The organism is Gordonia sp. 'Campus', assembly GCF_022206305.1.
In the GTDB taxonomy this organism is placed as follows: domain Bacteria; phylum Actinomycetota; class Actinomycetes; order Mycobacteriales; family Mycobacteriaceae; genus Gordonia.
Map to the genome: position 1 here is coordinate 133,515 of NZ_JAKOIW010000012.1, position 16,064 is coordinate 149,578.

The 16,064-nt window shown below is 66.7% G+C and carries 15 protein-coding genes; 6 read left to right on the forward strand and 9 right to left on the reverse strand.

What is annotated here, in order from left to right:
* The first annotated feature begins 10 nt into the window (after positions 1-10).
* Both MAY35_RS14570 and MAY35_RS14575 read left to right on the forward strand, forming a co-directional pair.
* The gene (locus MAY35_RS14570; protein WP_238422016.1) at positions 11-898 is read left to right on the forward strand and encodes an alpha/beta hydrolase; all 888 of its coding nucleotides are present in this window, start codon (positions 11-13) and stop codon (positions 896-898) included.
* Positions 899-906: 8 nt separating this feature from the next.
* Positions 907-1,536, forward strand: a complete 630-nt coding sequence (locus tag MAY35_RS14575) for a TetR/AcrR family transcriptional regulator (protein WP_238422017.1) — start codon at positions 907-909, stop codon at positions 1,534-1,536.
* On the opposite strand, the gene MAY35_RS14580 is transcribed toward MAY35_RS14575, so the two are convergent.
* Positions 1,526-2,392, reverse strand: a complete 867-nt coding sequence (locus MAY35_RS14580; RefSeq protein ID WP_238422018.1) for a dihydrodipicolinate synthase family protein — start codon at positions 2,390-2,392, stop codon at positions 1,526-1,528. The two genes, MAY35_RS14575 and MAY35_RS14580, sit on opposite strands and share 11 nt — an antisense overlap.
* 120 nt (positions 2,393-2,512) lie before the next feature.
* Between MAY35_RS14580 and MAY35_RS14585 the strand changes: the two genes are divergently transcribed.
* Both MAY35_RS14585 and MAY35_RS14590 read left to right on the forward strand, forming a co-directional pair.
* A complete protein-coding gene (locus MAY35_RS14585; RefSeq protein ID WP_238422019.1) occupies positions 2,513-2,902 on the forward strand; it encodes a hypothetical protein in 390 nt (129 codons plus the stop codon).
* 68 nt (positions 2,903-2,970) lie between these two features.
* Positions 2,971-3,612, forward strand: coding sequence for a YoaK family protein (locus tag MAY35_RS14590; RefSeq protein ID WP_238422020.1), 642 nt, complete (start codon positions 2,971-2,973; stop codon positions 3,610-3,612).
* Between the two features lie 3 nt (positions 3,613-3,615).
* On the opposite strand, the gene MAY35_RS14595 is transcribed toward MAY35_RS14590, so the two are convergent.
* The 6 genes from MAY35_RS14595 to MAY35_RS14620 form a co-directional block, all read right to left on the reverse strand.
* Positions 3,616-4,911 (reverse strand): MFS transporter, encoded by a 1,296-nt coding sequence (locus MAY35_RS14595; protein ID WP_238422021.1) that lies wholly within the window; start codon positions 4,909-4,911, stop codon positions 3,616-3,618.
* A gap of 10 nt (positions 4,912-4,921) precedes the next feature.
* Positions 4,922-5,434: a MarR family winged helix-turn-helix transcriptional regulator gene (locus tag MAY35_RS14600; protein WP_238422022.1), complete on the reverse strand. Its 513-nt coding sequence runs from the start codon at positions 5,432-5,434 to the stop codon at positions 4,922-4,924.
* Positions 5,435-5,532: 98 nt separating this feature from the next.
* A complete protein-coding gene (locus MAY35_RS14605) occupies positions 5,533-6,162 on the reverse strand; it encodes a TetR/AcrR family transcriptional regulator (protein ID WP_238422023.1) in 630 nt (209 codons plus the stop codon).
* A 132-nt stretch (positions 6,163-6,294) separates the two neighbouring features.
* Positions 6,295-7,836 carry a long-chain fatty acid--CoA ligase gene (locus MAY35_RS14610; protein ID WP_238422024.1) on the reverse strand — a complete coding sequence of 514 codons (1,542 nt, stop codon included), beginning with the start codon at positions 7,834-7,836 and terminating at the stop codon, positions 6,295-6,297.
* A gap of 9 nt (positions 7,837-7,845) precedes the next feature.
* Positions 7,846-8,973, reverse strand: coding sequence for a DUF5938 domain-containing protein (locus MAY35_RS14615; RefSeq protein ID WP_238422025.1), 1,128 nt, complete (start codon positions 8,971-8,973; stop codon positions 7,846-7,848).
* Between the two features lie 84 nt (positions 8,974-9,057).
* Positions 9,058-9,861: an SDR family NAD(P)-dependent oxidoreductase gene (locus tag MAY35_RS14620; RefSeq protein WP_238422026.1), complete on the reverse strand. Its 804-nt coding sequence runs from the start codon at positions 9,859-9,861 to the stop codon at positions 9,058-9,060.
* Positions 9,862-10,142: 281 nt separating this feature from the next.
* On the opposite strand from MAY35_RS14620, the gene MAY35_RS14625 reads away from it, so the two are divergent.
* Together MAY35_RS14625 and MAY35_RS14630 are read left to right on the forward strand one after the other, a co-directional pair.
* Positions 10,143-11,648: a SulP family inorganic anion transporter gene (locus MAY35_RS14625; protein ID WP_238422027.1), complete on the forward strand. Its 1,506-nt coding sequence runs from the start codon at positions 10,143-10,145 to the stop codon at positions 11,646-11,648.
* Positions 11,649-11,666: 18 nt separating this feature from the next.
* Positions 11,667-12,095 (forward strand): MerR family transcriptional regulator, encoded by a 429-nt coding sequence (locus MAY35_RS14630; RefSeq protein ID WP_238422028.1) that lies wholly within the window; start codon positions 11,667-11,669, stop codon positions 12,093-12,095.
* A gap of 1 nt (position 12,096) precedes the next feature.
* Here MAY35_RS14630 and nhaA read toward each other — a convergent pair whose 3' ends face one another.
* Together nhaA and MAY35_RS14640 are read right to left on the reverse strand one after the other, a co-directional pair.
* On the reverse strand, positions 12,097-13,320 hold the full coding sequence (nhaA, locus tag MAY35_RS14635) for a Na+/H+ antiporter NhaA (protein ID WP_238422029.1): 1,224 nt from the start codon (positions 13,318-13,320) through the stop codon (positions 12,097-12,099).
* A 418-nt stretch (positions 13,321-13,738) separates the two neighbouring features.
* Positions 13,739-15,832, reverse strand: a complete 2,094-nt coding sequence (locus tag MAY35_RS14640) for a PhoX family phosphatase (RefSeq protein ID WP_238422030.1) — start codon at positions 15,830-15,832, stop codon at positions 13,739-13,741.
* Between the last annotated feature and the right edge of the window lie 232 nt (positions 15,833-16,064).

Here is a 16,064-nt window from a genome sequence, read left to right on the forward strand (position 1 = left end):
AGTAACGACCATGCCCCGGACCATCGCCGACGTCGCACCCTCGATCGACTACGAGTCGGTGACGCCTCCCGAACTGTTGTCGCCGCCTCCGGTGGGTGTACTGCCTGCGACGGCGAGTCACCGCGGCCTGATCTTCGCGGCGATACCCGGTTGGCGACCCCTGCGGCTCGATCTCCATCTCCCGACCACCGGCGGTCCGTGGCCGGTGGTGGTCTACATCCACGGCGGCAGCTTCGTCGGCGGAGTGCGCGAGACGGGACCGTGGAACTCGCTGCCCCGCAGCGGGATCGCGGTCGCATCCGCGTCGTACCGACTGGCGGGCGAAGTCGGCTTCCCTGAACCGGTCGAAGACGTGCGGGCCGCCGTGCGCTGGCTACGCGGGCACGCCCACGAGTGGAATCTCGACCCCCAGCGGGTGTCGCTGTGGGGAAGCTCCGCGGGCGCGCTGCTCGCCGGCATCGCCGCTGTGACCGGGGACAGGCTGGTGGGGCGTGGCGTCGGCGAGGGCCGCGAGTCGGCGGTCGTTCGTTCGGTCATCGCGCATTACGGTGTGGCCGATGCGCGATCTCTGCGAGCCGACGCCTCACCGACGGGAGCACGGGCGGCTGCTGACCTGTCCGACATCGTCGACCTGTTCGCCACGAGTAGCGCCGTCGTGCCCGCCGTCGCGGCGCACTTCACGGCGGGCGTTCGGCCCGATTACCTCCTGGTCCACGGAGACGCGGACACGCGCGTCGGACACGCGCAGTCGATCAACCTGCATACTGCACTCCAGGAGGCCGGCTTCCGCAGCACTCTCCGTATCGTCGAGGGCGCAGATCACGGAGCGGCCGAGTTCTCCGACGACACACGGACCGAGGACGCGGTGTCGTTCTTGCGACAGTCCTGGAAGGAGTAGGCGATTCGATGACCGTTCGCCCCGCGCTGGAGCCACAACAGAGCCGTAGTCGGCAATCGGCGGCACGAATCCTGCAGGCTGCCATCGAGGTGATCACCGACGTCGGAATCCAGGACTTCACCATGGCGGCGGTGGCCTCCCGTGCGGCGGTGTCCGTCGGGGGAGTGTATGGCCGGTACCCGGACAAGGACTCGTTGTTGTACGCGGTCAAGGACCAGGCGCTCTCCGACCTCGCGGACGAGATCGAGCGACGTCTCGCGGAGACGCGGCCGACGCCGGAGGCGATTCTGCGTGCCTACATCGGCACGTTGAGCCGCACCCTGTTCGGCGCGGAACGCCTGTACGCGTTCATCTTCGTCCACTCCGCCCACGATGAGCGGCTGCGGAGTCGGGGTTTCGCCTTCCACGAGCAGATTCGATCGGTTCTCGTCGACAGCCTGAGAGCTCAAGGCGTCCATGACGAGCGGGCTGTCGCGACGGCCTATGAGGTCATCGTGCAGAGTCTGCTCATGCGGGTCATCTCGCTGGGTCATCTGGCCCCCGGAACCGTTCCCTACGAGGGCTTTCCGAGCCCGGACGAGTACGCCGACTCGTTGACCGACCTCACCACCCGCCTGTTGGACGACGTCAGAGCGTGAGGCCGAACGGCGAGACCGCCGGGTGGTGAACGAGCGAATGCTCTTCGAGTTCGGGACCGAATCCGCGGGTCGGTTGTCGCACCACGTGTGTCTCGATGACGCCGGCCCGTTGCCAATGTCGTTTGCGGATGGCGACATTCGCGCCTGGTTGGGTCTCGAAGTGGATTCGCGCCGCCACCGTTCCGATCATCGCGGATGCCTCGTCGTAACGGCCGTCGAGCGCACACCTCATCGCCTCGACGACCTCCCGCGTCGGGGTGGAACCTATTGCGACCGATGATGCACCCGCAATCACGTCGTCGACGAGGCCGAGGCCGCCGAACCCACTGATGAGGGCAGTGGAGGTGTGCTCCGACAAAAACCGGATCCGTTCGTAGGTCGGTGGCGCCTCACACTTCACGGCCATGCAGAACGAGCTCGCCGACACCGTCGCGGCGAGGTCGGAGATGTCGATGTGGACACCGGAGAACCGGGGCAGGTCCTGGAGTATGACCGGGCGTCCGGAGACGAGGCCGGCGTGTTCGATCGCGGCCTGGAGGGTGTACGGATCGGGGCTGTTCACCGGAATCATGATCGCGGAGAGAACGTCCCGGGTCTGCGTGCTCAGCGCGTTCAGGTCGGCGTCGAACCGCTCGGGCTCGAGTGCGAGAACCGCACCGGCGACCGGAGCGCCACCCGCCGCCGCGGCGATGGTCCGCACGATATCGGCTTTCTCACTTCGGCTGAGGGTGCCCGGCTCGGCGATGGCACCCAGCGCGATGAAACCGCCGCAGCCAGAACTGCGCAGGTGTGCCACGACGCGGTGCAGGGAGGCGTGGTCGACATCGCCCGTCCGGGTGAAGGGAGTCGGCACCATACCCCAGGCTGTGATGCTTCTCGGGTCGCCGGCGCCCTGCTGACTTTTCATCGGAGTGGGGATGCCTTCCGGTAAGAAAATGCTATTCTCGCCAAATAGCATCCAATATAGGAGGTCCTCGTGTCCACTCCAGATCGCGACATCCCGCCGACGCCCGGCGACACACTTCTCTTCGAGAACGACCGCGTGCGCGTGTGGTCCATGACTCTCGAGCCGCACGGGATGTTCGACTTCCACCAGCATCACCATGACCACGTCGTCGTGTGGCCTGAGCCCGGTACCGCACAGGGTCAGGACCTGGGCGACGACGACTGGGGGATCAGTCAGGTCGCCCAGTCGGGATTCGTTCTCTACAAGACGGTGGGGCGGGAACAGCCTCTGAAACCACATCGCATCCGAAATCTGGAGGACCGCAGCGTCACCCATTTCATCGTCGAACTGCTCGACGAATCGCCGAGCGAGCACGAACTCCCATGGGAGCACAACGACCGCGGTTCCTTCACCAGATGACCACGGGCGCAACCCTGTCGAGATCTGCCCAGGCAAGCAGGCGGGGACCCGTCCACGCGGTGTCTCTCATGGTCGTTCTGACCTTCGTCACCGGACTGGTCGATGCGGTGGGCTACCTCGGTCTCGACCGCGTCTTCGTCGGCAACATGACCGGCAACGTCGTGATCCTCGGCATGGGCGCGGCCGGCGCGGATGATCTGCCGGTCGCCGGGCCGCTGGCGGCACTGGCGACGTTCACGTTGGCAGCAGCCGTCGCCGGGTTCCTGCTCCGGCGTCAGGACACGTCGTGGACGTCGCTCACCACCGGGTTACTGGGGATGGGTAGCGCGGTTCTGGTGACTCTCACCGCGCTGTTCGCGGTTCCCCAGGTCGCGGACTCGGCGCACTTCGAGATCGTGGCGGCGTGTGCCACCGCCGGGGTCATGGGTGTGCAGGCGTGTGTGGCGCGCAAGCTCGCGATCAAGGACATGACCACCGTCGTCGTGACGTCGACGCTCACCCAACTGTCCGCGGACCTCTTCACCGGAGGGTGGCGCGGCTGGTGGAACAGGCGGTCGGCGGCCATTCTCGCCCTGTTCGCCGGCGCGGTCGTCGGTGCTGTGCTGCTGCGGTACGCGCACATGTCCTGGGCGATGGGGCTGGCCGCCGTGCTCACCGCGGTGGTGTGCATCCAGGGCCATCGGAACGTCAGGCCGATCCCCGCCCCCTGAGCCTCAGAACTCCTCGGCGCCGATGAGGGCCGCGTCGTCGGCGACCTTGTGATCGTGCGCGACCTTCGCCAGCGACACGGCGCCGAGTGCGACGACGCAGTAGCCGGTGGCGAACCACCACGGAGTCGCCTCCGAGCCGGTCCACTTGGCGAGGTAGGCGACGAGCACGGCTGCGATCGCCGCGCCCATCCAGCGCAGGAAGCTGAAGCCGGCGCTCGACACCGAGCGTGGGGTGTCACCGCCGACGGCCGACATGGCGACGTCGGTGAAGAGGGTGTTGAGCACCCCGGACGGGAAGCCGGAGAGGATGACCGCCAGGCCGATGAGCCAGACCTGCCCGGTGGCCGTGCCCACGCCGGCCAGCACCATCACGGCGGCGTAGGTCGAGACGGCAACGAGGACACCGGCTTTCTCGCCGATCGTCTTGGCGAGCAGCGGGGCGACGAAGACTCCGGCGATGGCGGTCAGCAGACCCCATCCGAAGAAGATGAGCCCGGCGTAGATGGGTCGCAGACCCATGGCGATGGGAGCCCAGGCGATCACGGTGAACAGCGCACCGGTGTAGAACGCCGAACCGACCGACGTGACGAACAAGGTGCGGTTGCGCAGGACCTTCAGCGGGTCGACGATCCGGACCCGGACGCGCCCGGACCGCGGGCCGTCGGCAGGGAGCATGAATGCGCACAGGATCGCGCCGGCCAGCATGAGGAGCGCGGTGCCGGCAAACGGTGCGCGCCAGGTCCATTCGCCGAGGGTGGCGCCCAGGAGCGGCCCGACGGCCAGGCCGATGCCCAGCGCGGCCTCGTACATCATGATCGCGTTGTTCCGGTTGCCGACCGCGGAGGAGACGATGAACGCCAGTGCGGTGGCGAGGAACAGCGCGTTGCCCAGACCCCAGATCACCCGGTAGGCGATGAGTTGATCGATGTTGTCGGCGAAGGCCGAGACCCCCGCCGCGACGACGATGAGCCCCAATCCGACGGTGAGGGTGCGGCGAGGACCGAAACGATAAGCGGCCCAACCGGTCAGCAGCATGGCGACACACTGGACACCCACGTAGACACCGAACAGCAGGGTGACCTTCTCCGGTGGGGCGTTCAGCGCCTCGGCGATGCTGTGGAGGATCGGGTCGACGAGGCCGATGCCCATGAAGGCGATGACGGCGGCGAAGGCGGTGATCCACACCGCTCGCGGCTGGGCGCGAAGTGACGCCAGCATGGATTGCTCGGGTGCCGTGTCGACCGTCGAGGTGCCGGCCGGCGCGGAACCGGTTGCCGCAGAGTGTTCGGTGACTGTCATGGGGGGTCCTTTACCGGGTTCGGGCGGGCGGCGCCGCAGCGGCCGCCGTGATCACGCTTGCCGCAGGGGCTGTCGGTGATGCCGGGTGGTTGTCGAGTCGTTCACGGAGTGCTTGCAGCGCGGGACCGGCCGCGGCGATGGCGGCACGTTCCTCGGCGGTGAGGTCGGCCAGTGCGCCGGTCAGGACGACATCGCGCTCCTGGCGGATCTGCTCCACCAGTGCACGACCGTGTTCGGTGAGCCCCACCAGGACCGCGCGGCGGTCGGCGGGATCGGGCTTGCGTGCCACCAGATCGTGTTTGGTGAGACCGTCGATCACCGACGTCGCTGTCGGCATACGAATGGACTCGCGCTCGGCGAACTCGCCCATGCGCATCGACCCGTGATCGGCGAGGACGCTGAGGGCGGATGTCTGTGCCGCCGTCAGTTCGACCGACGGAGCGCGCCGACGCAACGCCAGGTAGAGCCTGGTGATCGTCGGGCGCAGGGTCAGCGCGATCTGTGCGGGGTCGGTGGCGGACACGTTAGACACTCTAATACTTAGGAGATCTAACTAAAAAGCGGCCAGCGTGTGACCCTGCCGACACACGACGGGGCGTCAGTGGAAGGTGCGTTGGACGGTCAGCGACGGCCGACGATGTCGAAGAAGCCGGTCAGCTCGTCCCTGGCCAGGGCAACGCCCTCGGGCCTACCGTCGATCTCACTGAGCAGGCCACGCTGGAAGATGCCGTCCAGTCCGATGTACGCGACCGCGGGAGTCACCGCCGGCTGGGTACCCGACAGCTCGCAGAACCTGTCCACCACGCGCCAGATCATCTCTTCGCGGCGACTCTCGATCTCGACGACATCGGCACGGAACGAGTCGTCGAACATGCTCTGGTTGCGCAGGTCGTACCACAGTCGGTGAATCGAGGCCTCCGAGCGCATACCCGCGAAGAACGTCTCGGCGAAGTCGTCGCGCAACTCGTCGGCGGTGGTGGCGTTGGCGACGACCTCGTCGTAGCGCGTGACACACACCGCCTCGTACTGCCGGACGGCGTGCGCGATCAGGTCGAGTTTGTCGGTGAAGTAATAGTGCAGCACTCCGTGGGAGTACTCCGAATTCTGTGCGATCTCGCGCAGACTGGTCCGCGCATAACCCAGCTCGGCCAGCGTCGTCAGAGTCGCCATGGCAAGTTCGTCACGCCGCGCCTGGAACTTGTCGCGGGCGCGGGCATCGATGCGAGCCTGTCGATCGACGACCTGTGTCATCTTGCCGTCCTTGCTGGGAAAAGCGTGGCTGGGAGAAGCGTGCTCGGAGAGAGTCCTCAGTGTACTCATCCGGCCGGTCTTGACGCTTGTCAAGGTCGGCCGGACGAGCACCTGAGAAGTCGATGCGTCGAGCTAGCCCCGCAGTTCGCCGTAATTGCCCCGGACCTCGTTCTTGAGGATCTTCCCGACCTTGGATCGCGGTAGCTCGGTCCAGATCTCGACCTCCTTCGGCGCCTTGACGCTCCCGATCCGCTTCTTGACGAAGGCGATGATGTCCTCGGTGTCGGCATCGTGCCCCGCACGCAATTCCACCGCGGCGGTGACACGCTCACCCCATTTCGGATCGGGCAGACCGATGACCGCGGAGTCCTTGACCGCGGGATGGGCCAGCAGCGCCTGCTCGACCTCGGCCGAGTAGACGTTGAACCCGCCGGTGATGATCATGTCCTTGGCACGGTCCACCACGTACAGGTAGCCGTCGACGTCGAGATATCCGATGTCGCCCGTGTGGTGCCAACCGTGCGCACTGACCTCGGCCGTCGCCTCGGGGTTCTCGTGATAGCCGTCCATCACCAGGGGACCCCGCACCACGATCTCGCCCCGGTCGTCCCGACCGAGCAGTGTCCCGTCGTCCGCCATGATCGCCACCGTGGTCAGCGGTGTGGGCCGACCGGCCGAGGAGAACCGCTCGGTGGCCATCGAACCGTCTTCCCGGAAGTGATCTGCCGGTGCGAGGGTCGCGATCATGTTCGGCGCCTCGGTCTGTCCGAACAACTGTCCCATCACCGGGCCGATGCGCGTGAGTGCCTCCTCCAACCGGGTCGGTGACATTGGTGCGGCCCCGTACCAGAGACACCGCAGCGAGGTGAGATCCCGACGGTCCAGGTCCGGGTGGTCGAGGACCCCGTAGATCACGGTGGGCGGCAGGAACGCGTGGGTGATGCGATGCCGTTCGATGAGCTCCAGGAATTCACCGATGTCGGGGGCGGGCATGATGACGACTTCGCCGCCCAGGCTCAGTATCGGAAACGTCAGCACACCCGCCGAATGGGTGAGCGGTGCCAGCGCGAGATACCGGGGTCGCTCGCCGAACGGATAGCTCATCAGTGCCAGTGCGGTCGAGGTCATCATGTTGTCCTCGGTGAGCCGCACCCCCTTCGGGCGCCCGGTGGTGCCGCCGGTGCCGGCGAGCATGCACAACCCACCGGCGGGCCGTCGACGTTCATCCGGTTCGGCGCGGTGAGTGTCGAGCCACGCGTCGAAGCTCACCGCCCAGTCGACCTCACCGTCGAGGCAGACCAGCCAGTCCAGTTGCGGCAAACGGTCTTTGATCTTCTCGACCAGATCGGCGAACCGGACCTGGAAGAACAGCAGTCGACAACCGAAGAGGTCGAACAGTTGCCTGTTCTCGTCCGCTTCGTTGCGCGGATTGACCGGGCACCACACCGCCCCGGCGCGTGAGATACCGAAGACGCACGTCAGGGCGAGTGGGTCGTTCGCCGACAGCACCGCGACGCGGTCACCCGCTTCGATCCCGTTGTGCTGCAACGCTCCCGCGATCACCACCGAACGATCACGGACTTCGCCGTACGTTGCGGTCACGCCACCGGCCGTGAGGCACGGTGCCTCACGGCCCAGCGAGGCGCCCTTGTCGAGATACTCAACGAGTCGCATGTCGGCCTCTCAGCGGTGCACCGAGACGATCGGGTCGAGGACGAGACCGAACGCACGGAGGGTGCCGAGCAGCTCACGGTGTCCGAACGCCTGGCAACTCGATGCGAAGCCCACCCGCCGTGGCGGTGCCTGCAACAATTCGTTCGCCGCGTGGGCGTTGAGCAGCGCGGTCTGCTTGTAGTTGCAGTTGCCGTGGATGACACAGTGCGCGCGCCCCAGCGGCCCCGACGCGTAGACCGAGTCCAGCGACGTGTTCAGTCGGGGGTTCTCACGCGGCGGCATCTCGCTGCGGATGGCCGACGACTGCTCGTCGATGATTCGGTACTTCTCCTCCTCGGATTTGCCTTCCATCTGCTCCAGCGCCGCGGCGACCAGGACCGGGACTCCTTGCATCAGTGGACGATTGAACACCCCGCCGAGTGCTTTGGCGGTGGCCACCCGGGGATCGTTCTTGAACCAGACGGGATGCGACGTGCCGCCCCACGGCAGCGCGAGCCCGAGGTCGTGCTGACCGGGCACGCTCACCGTGTACAGGCCCTCGTCCGCCGGCCACTCGACGTACTCGTTCTCCTCGAGGTAGTAGGCCTTGGCGAAGGCCGCGTTGGTGAGGATGGTGTTCGTCGACGCGACGGTCGGGTGGCCCTTCCAGAAGACCTGGATGTCGAGAGTGTCGAGACCCGGGTTCTCCAGGCAGATGTTCGCGGCGATCTCACCGATCGAATACATCTGTGCCAGACCGGGAGTCAACACCAGGTTGCGAGAAGCGAATTCGGCGCCGTACTGCGCCTCGGCGTCGATCATCCAGTTCTGCTCACCGTTGGTGTCGGTGTAGTGGGCGTCGATCCGCAGACAGGCCTGGGCGACCTCGTGGCCGTAGCGAGCGAACGGGCCGACGGTGTTGAGCACGACGTCGGCACCACGGAACGCCTCGGTCAGTGCATCGACGGTGTGCTCGACCTCGACGACGTCGTAGTCGACCGTGTCGATTCCCGGCACGGCCTCCACTGCGCTCTTCACCCTGCCGTGGTCGCGACCCGCGGCCAGGAACGGGATGTTGTACTCGCGCAGGTATTCACAGATCAGGCGGCCGGTGTACCCGGACGCTCCGTAGACGACGACGCGCTTGTCAGTGGGCATGGCAGAACTCCTCTGGTGCTGGTGCTGGTGCTGGTGCTGGTGAAGTGAGCGAGTGGTGGGGTGGGTGAAGGGAGGATCGGGGTGTCACATACCCATGCCACCGTCGACGGGAAGTCCTGCGCCGGTGATGAACTTGGCGGCGTCGGAGACCAGGAAGACCACGGCGTCGGCCATGTCGTCGACCTGGCCGAGGCGGCCCAGCGGCGTCAGTTCGGCCACCGCCGCGGCGGCGGCCTCGGGTGATTCGAACAACCCGAGGGCGGCGGTCTCGACGGCCAACTTGTTGCCCATCGCGGTGGGGGTGAGCGCGGGGTAGATGGAATTCACGCGGACGCCGTACCCGAGCTTGCCCGATTCGGCGGCGGCGACGCGGGTGAGCCGATCGATTCCGGACTTCGTCGCGGAGTACACGCTGATACCGGGGAACGCGATCGTCGCGGCGACCGACGCGATGTTCACGATGGCGCCGCCCTTGCCCGCGATGCCGCCCGGCCGCATCGCGCGGAATGCGTGCTTGATCCCGAGCGCGGTGCCCAACACGTTGACGTCCAACATCTTCGACGCTTCCGCGGCGTCGATGTCGACCAGGAGACTGGTCACCTCGATGCCCGCGTTGTTGACGACGATGTCCAGGCCACCCAGCGCGTCGACGGTCGAGGCAACCGCCGACTCCCACGCCGAGTCGTCGGTGACATCGAGCGACACGAACTCGGCCTTCGCGCCCGTCGCACGCAGCGAGGCGACGGTCTCCTGGCCGCCGTCGGCATTGACGTCACCGATCGCCACCGCCGCGCCGGCCGCGGCCAGTGCCTCGGCCATACCGGCGCCCAGGCCCTGTGCGCCGCCGGTGACAAGAGCCGTCCGTCCGGTCAGGTCGTAGCTCGTCATCTTCCACCTCCAGTAGAAGCCGCTGCGGGACCTGTGGAACCGTGCGGCGAAGCTGAAACACAGTCAGCCGAACTGTGTTGCACGCCACACTATGGGCGGAACTTGACAGACGTCAAGAGAAATCTTGACGACTGTCAAAGGTCGCCACTGCGGCGGACCCGGACTGTCGGACCTCTGGTGATCGGCCGGTTTGCATCCCTACCCTCCGGGGAGGGTAGAGTTGCCGCCGCCGACGTCACGCGCAGGGTTGCGCCGTGAACCCCTGCGATGGAAGTGACCAGATGCCCAAGACCGCTGACCCGATCAGCCCAGCTCAACAGCAATCGGTATGGGCGGCGCTACGGTCACCGCGCCGATTGCGCACGGAGGTGCTCGCCGGACTGGTGGTCGCCCTGGCCCTGATCCCGGAGGCGATCTCGTTCTCGATCATCGCCGGGGTGGACCCCAGGGTCGGCTTGTTCGCGTCGTTCACCATGGCCGTGACCATCGCGATCGTGGGCGGCCGCCCGGCGATGATCTCGGCCGCCACCGGGGCGGTGGCACTCGTGGTGGCACCGCTGGTGAAGAGTCATGGGCTCGACTATCTGATCGCCGCCGTGATCCTGGCCGGCATCTTCCAGATCCTTCTCGGTGTCCTGGGCGTCGCGAAGTTGATGCGGTTCATCCCGCGCAGCGTCATGGTCGGATTCGTCAACGCCCTCGCGATCCTGATCTTCATCGCGCAGCTGCCCCATCTGCTCGGCGTGCCGTGGCTGGTCTACCCGATGGTCGCGGTCGGGATCCTCATCATCGTCGCGCTGCCGAAGCTGACCAACGCGATCCCCGCCCCGTTGGTCGCGATCGTCCTGCTCACCGTCGTCACCGTCACCGTCGGAGTCAGCGTTCCCGATGTCGGCGACGAGGGAGCGCTTCCGGACAGCCTGCCCTCCTTGCTCTTTCCCGACGTGCCGCTGACCTGGACCACGCTGACGATCATCGCCCCGTACGCGTTCACCATGGCGCTCGTGGGTCTGCTCGAATCACTGATGACCGCCAAACTCGTCGACGACATCACCGACACCCATTCCGACAAGTCGCGAGAGGCTGCCGGACAGGGCATCGCCAACGTCGTGACCGGTTTCTTCGGCGGCATGGGCGGGTGCGCGATGATCGGGCAGACGATGATCAACGTGAAGAGTTCCGGTGCGCGTACGCGGATCTCGACATTCCTGGCCGGAGTGTTTCTGCTGATCTTGGTCGTCGGACTCGGGGACATCGTCGCCCTCATCCCGATGGCCGCGCTGGTCGCGGTCATGATCATGGTGTCGGTGGGCACCATGGACTGGCACAGCATCCACCCGAAGACGTTGCGGCGCATGCCCAAGAGTGAGACCGCGGTCATGCTCGCGACCGTCGCGGTCACCGTGGCGACGCACAACCTCGCCTATGGCGTGATCGTCGGTGTCGTGACCGCGATGGTGCTGTTCGCCCGTCGCGTCGCCCATCTCACCGAGGTGGTCGAGATCGCTCATCCCGACGACGACACCCGGGTCTACGCCGTGCGAGGGGAACTCTTCTTCGCCTCGAGCAACGACCTGGTGTACCAGTTCGACTACGTCGGCGACCCCGACAACGTCGTCATAGACATGAGCGAGTCCCACATCTGGGACGCATCGACTGTCGCTACGCTCGACGCCATCACCACCAGATACGAGGCCAAGGGGAAGACGGTGTCCATCACCGGCCTCAACAGCAGCAGCGCCGCCAGACACCACCGACTCAGCGGACACGTCGCGGGCGCGCACTGACCGAGGGAGGTCTCCGCGATGAATGCCGACGAACGCGCACCCGTCCCCGAACACCTGCAGATCGGTGAAGTGGCGGCCGCCACCGAACTGTCGATCAAGACCATCCGTCACTACGACGAGGTGGGGCTCGTCGCACCGTCGGCACGATCGGCAGGCGGGTTCCGTCTGTACACGCGCGCCGACATCGACCGTCTTCTCGTCATCCGCCGGATGAAACCGCTCGGCTTCTCGCTCGAAGACATGGGTGCGCTGCTCGATGCCCAGGACAAGCTGGGAGACAATGACTCCGGTCCCTCCGAGCGCGCCGCGGCGCGCGAGCGGCTGGCTGACTTCCACGCGCGCGCCGAGGACGCATGCCGGCGCTTGGCCCGGCAACTGGACTACGCACAGGAACTCACCGCACAACTGGCAGCGCACCTGGGCGAGGACAGCGACTCCCGTCGGTGAGTCATCGAGCCGAGACGGTTTCGGGCGCCGGCGCATCCGGGCGCGGCGGATCATCGCGATAGTGCTTGTTGCGCGCCGCCAGGTACACGGTCGCCACGGCTGCTGCGATGAGCGAACCGGTGAGCACCCCGACCTTCACGTGGTCGTCACGGTCGCCGACACCGAACGCCAACTCCCCGATGAGAAGTGAGACCGTGAAACCGATACCCGCGAGCATCGCCACACCCGCCAGGTCACGCCAACGCAACGCGGCGTCGAGGGACATGCCCGGCAGACGAGAGGTCACGTACGTCGCCGCGAGGATTCCGACGGGCTTGCCGACGATCAGCGCGACGATGATGCCCACTGCCACCGGATCGGTGTAGGACTCGCCGAGTCCGCTGAGTCCCCCGACGGCGACACCGGCGGCGAAGAAGGCGAACACGGGTACCGCGAGAGTGGACGACCAGGGCTGAAGCCGGTGTGCGAAAACAGCACTCAGGTTCGCCGAACGTGCGCGGGTCGAGCCGGCGATCACCGGCACCGTGAACGCCAGGAGCACACCGGCGACGGTGGCATGGACTCCGGAGGCATGAATCAACACCCACGTGCACACGGCAGGCGGCACCAACAACCACCACCGGGTCACCCTGCGCTGCACCAGGATTGCGAAACACGCCAGCGGTAGTAGCGCGAAACACAGCATCGAGAGGGAAATCGACTCGGTGTAACCGATCGCGATGATCGATATCGCGAGCAGGTCGTCGACGACGGCGAGGGTGAGCAGGAAGGCGCGGACCGGCGCCGGGAGTTGCGAGCCGACCACAGCCAGGATGGACACCGCGAAAGCGATGTCGGTCGCGGCGGGGATGGCCCAGCCTTCGGTCGCCCCACCGGAGGCCGTCGCGTTGATGAGCAGGTACAGCGCCGCGGGGGCCGCCACGCCACCCAGTGCGGCGGCGACGGGGATCGCCGCGGCGCGAGGACGTCGGAGCGACCCGGTCAGGAACTCCTGTTTGAGTTCGAGTCCGACGACGAAGAAGAAGATCGCCAGCAATCCGTCCGCGGCCCATTCGCCGACCGACAGTCGGAGATGAAGTGAGTCGGGGCCGTAGGCGAAGTCACGAATCGAGGTGTACGTGTCGGAGGCGGGACTGTTGGCCAGCACCAGCGCGGCGACGGTGGCCAGCAGAAGAAGTGCGCCACCGGCCTTGTCGCCGGTGAGGGCGAGGCGGAGGGAGGTCAATCGGGGCGTAGAGGATCGAGCGACGTGCATGGGGGCCTGAACCTTTCGAAGGCGCCGCGGCGTGTCGAGGCGCCGCGCACGCAGGAATCAGCCGCAACGGGCGGCGAGATCAGCGATGGTTCAGGCGGACTGGGGCGGGCAACCAGCGAGGACCGCACCCCAGGTGGACAGGTACCCGTTGGTACCCGGATGGGGCAGCACCCACAGGATCGGCGAAAACGCCGACCGAGGTCCGTGCCGTCCACTGTTCACCCCGACCAACTTACCGGATCGCCGGGAGCGCAGCGAGCGGGCCGAAACTTGACCGGCGCCGGGAGCGCAGCGAGCGGGCCGAAACTTGACCGGCGCCGGGAGCGCAGCGAGCGGGCCGACGATTGACCGGGGTGAACAGTGGGGTGCTGCCCACGTCGAATGCGGGTCAGACGCCGATCTCTGCGCCGTCCTCACGCCACACCGCGACGACCGACGGGCGTGGCTGGGAGTCACCGCCATCGGGCCAGTGTGATGCCGGGTTGTCCGCCGAGTGGTCGTCGAGTTCGCCGGGATGCTGCACCGCGATCAGCACGCGATCGGTGTCGATGATCGGACCGCAGGTCTCACCACCCTTGGGCACCGTGAGGAACTGTTTGGTCTCACCGCGGCGCTCACCCTCGAGCGCGACCGCGAAGAGCCCGTCGTTGCTGTCGAGGGCGTTGCCGTCGGTCGAGATCCACAGGTTGCCGTGCGGGTCGAAGGCCACGTTGTCGGGGCATGAGATCGGGCTGACCTTGGTCTTGTCGAACCCGCCGTAGTACGTGTCGGCCGTGGCGGGGTCGCCGCAGACGAGCAGGAGCTCCCAGGTGAACTCGGTGCCGGTGTGGTCGTCGGTCATCTCGAGGACCTGACCGTTCTTGTTCTCGTTGCGGGGGTTCACCGAGTCGGCGAGTGCCTTGCCATCGGTACCGCGGTCGCTGTTGTTGGTGAGCGCGCAGTACACCTTGCCCGTCTTGGGGTTGGGCTCGATGTCCTCCGGGCGATCCATCTTGGTGGCGCCGACGGTGTCGGCGGCCTGCCGGGTGAACACCGCGACCTCGGCAGCCGTCATGGAGGGGACGTAGGAACGGGCCGAACCGTCGGCGTTGACGGTCAGCAGCGGCTTCCAGGATCCCTTGCCCGCGAACTTGCCCGCGGCAGGCGGGGTTCCGGATCCGTCGACGGGATCGGGGGAATCACCGGTGAAGGTGGCGACGTACAGGGTGCCCTCGTCGAGGATGCCCATGTTGTGCTCGCGCGCGGTCCGGGTCAGTCCGCTCTTCATCTTGCGGCTGGACACGAACTTGTAGATGTACTCGAACTTCTCGTCGTCACCGCTGTAGGCGACGACCGTGTCCTTGTCCGGGCCACTGGGGACGACGTAGATGTTCGCCGACTCGTGCTTGAAACGCCCCATCGAACTGTGTTTGACGGGAATGGCTTTCGGGTCGTGCGGGTCCACCTCGACGATGTAACCGAACCGGTTGCCCTCGTTGGGTTCCACGGCGAGGTCGAAGCGCTTGTCGAATCGCCCCCAGTGATGCTCGTCGCCGTCGTCCTCGAATGAATAGCGCTCGAGTCGCTCGGTTGCGGTGGCGTCGGTGACCTTGCTCGGGTTGGCGAAGTAGTTGTTGAAGTTCTCCTCGCCGGAGAGCATGGTGCCCCAGGGGGTGAGCCCACCCGAACAGTTGGCGAAGGTGCCCAGCACGGTGGTGCCGGCCGGATCGGCGGTGGTCTTGACGAACTCGCTGCCCGCCGCGGGGCCCGTCAGTCGGAAGGGGCTCGATGCGGTGAGGCGCTGATTGCGCGGTCCCACAACGGGCTTGAGCGCTCCGCTGCCGGACTGTGCGGTGACCTCGACGACTGCGATGCCGACCGACGCCATCGCTATGCGCGCTTGCTGTTCGGTCGGTTCACCCTCCTTGTAACCGGTGAACATGAAGGGCTCCGTCGGGTACTCCAGGTTCGCGACGAGGTAGTAGTGGTCGGCGACACCGTCGACGGGGATGAGCCCGGCGAAGTCGTTGTTGAATCCGAACTGGCCGGCCTGGGCCTCCGGTGTCTGATTGGCGAAGTCGAACTCGGGCGCACCGGGAAGGACCGGATCGCCCCAGCGGATGACCACCTCCTGGCGATAACCGTCCGGAATCACCACGGCGTCTTCGGTATTCGGGGCAACGGCGGTGAACTTCATGCCCGGGAGTGCGTCCCCGGAACCCGCCGCCGGGCTCGACGATGCCGAGCTCGATGAGCCCGAATCGCCGCAGGCGGCCAGCAGAGACGTCGCGCCGACGGCGACGGCTGCGCCCGCGGACGTCTTCAGGACGCTACGGCGGGACACCGCCGTGCGGACGACGTCTCGGAAGTAGGCGTTGTCGCTGGTGTTCCCGGGGTCATGCCGGCAGGCGTCGCCGCACTTGTAACGGCAGGTCACGTAGGCGCGGGACGACCGCCCGGCATCCTCACCAGTGGACATGAACAGCTGCAACGGAATACGCACACGGGCTCCTCTGAGAAACGTCGCGCCACGGGGCCGGCGCACGACGAGAAGCACGTTAGGAGGGTCAGAAGAACCGATGACTACCCGCGCGTGAACGGCAACCCAACAGAGGTGATGGTTCCACGTGGAACCATGCGGGTTTGCTAGAACCGGCCGCCGGTACCGATGCGTCCGGACGACCCGGAGCCACCAAACGAGCCGGGGCTGCGTCCGCCGCTGCTGAATCCCCCAC

Coding starts and splice junctions, on each gene's coding strand:
- MAY35_RS14625 (WP_238422027.1), top strand. CDS start 10,143: ATGCCCAAGACCGCTGACCCGATCAGCCCAGCTCAACAGCAATCGGTA.
- MAY35_RS14570 (WP_238422016.1), top strand. CDS start 11: ATGCCCCGGACCATCGCCGACGTCGCACCCTCGATCGACTACGAGTCG.
- MAY35_RS14610 (WP_238422024.1), bottom strand. CDS start 7,836: ATGCGACTCGTTGAGTATCTCGACAAGGGCGCCTCGCTGGGCCGTGAG.
- MAY35_RS14620 (WP_238422026.1), bottom strand. CDS start 9,861: ATGACGAGCTACGACCTGACCGGACGGACGGCTCTTGTCACCGGCGGC.
- MAY35_RS14590 (WP_238422020.1), top strand. CDS start 2,971: ATGGTCGTTCTGACCTTCGTCACCGGACTGGTCGATGCGGTGGGCTAC.
- MAY35_RS14605 (WP_238422023.1), bottom strand. CDS start 6,162: ATGACACAGGTCGTCGATCGACAGGCTCGCATCGATGCCCGCGCCCGC.
- MAY35_RS14595 (WP_238422021.1), bottom strand. CDS start 4,911: ATGACAGTCACCGAACACTCTGCGGCAACCGGTTCCGCGCCGGCCGGC.
- MAY35_RS14615 (WP_238422025.1), bottom strand. CDS start 8,973: ATGCCCACTGACAAGCGCGTCGTCGTCTACGGAGCGTCCGGGTACACC.
- MAY35_RS14580 (WP_238422018.1), bottom strand. CDS start 2,392: ATGGTGCCGACTCCCTTCACCCGGACGGGCGATGTCGACCACGCCTCC.
- MAY35_RS14630 (WP_238422028.1), top strand. CDS start 11,667: ATGAATGCCGACGAACGCGCACCCGTCCCCGAACACCTGCAGATCGGT.
- MAY35_RS14575 (WP_238422017.1), top strand. CDS start 907: ATGACCGTTCGCCCCGCGCTGGAGCCACAACAGAGCCGTAGTCGGCAA.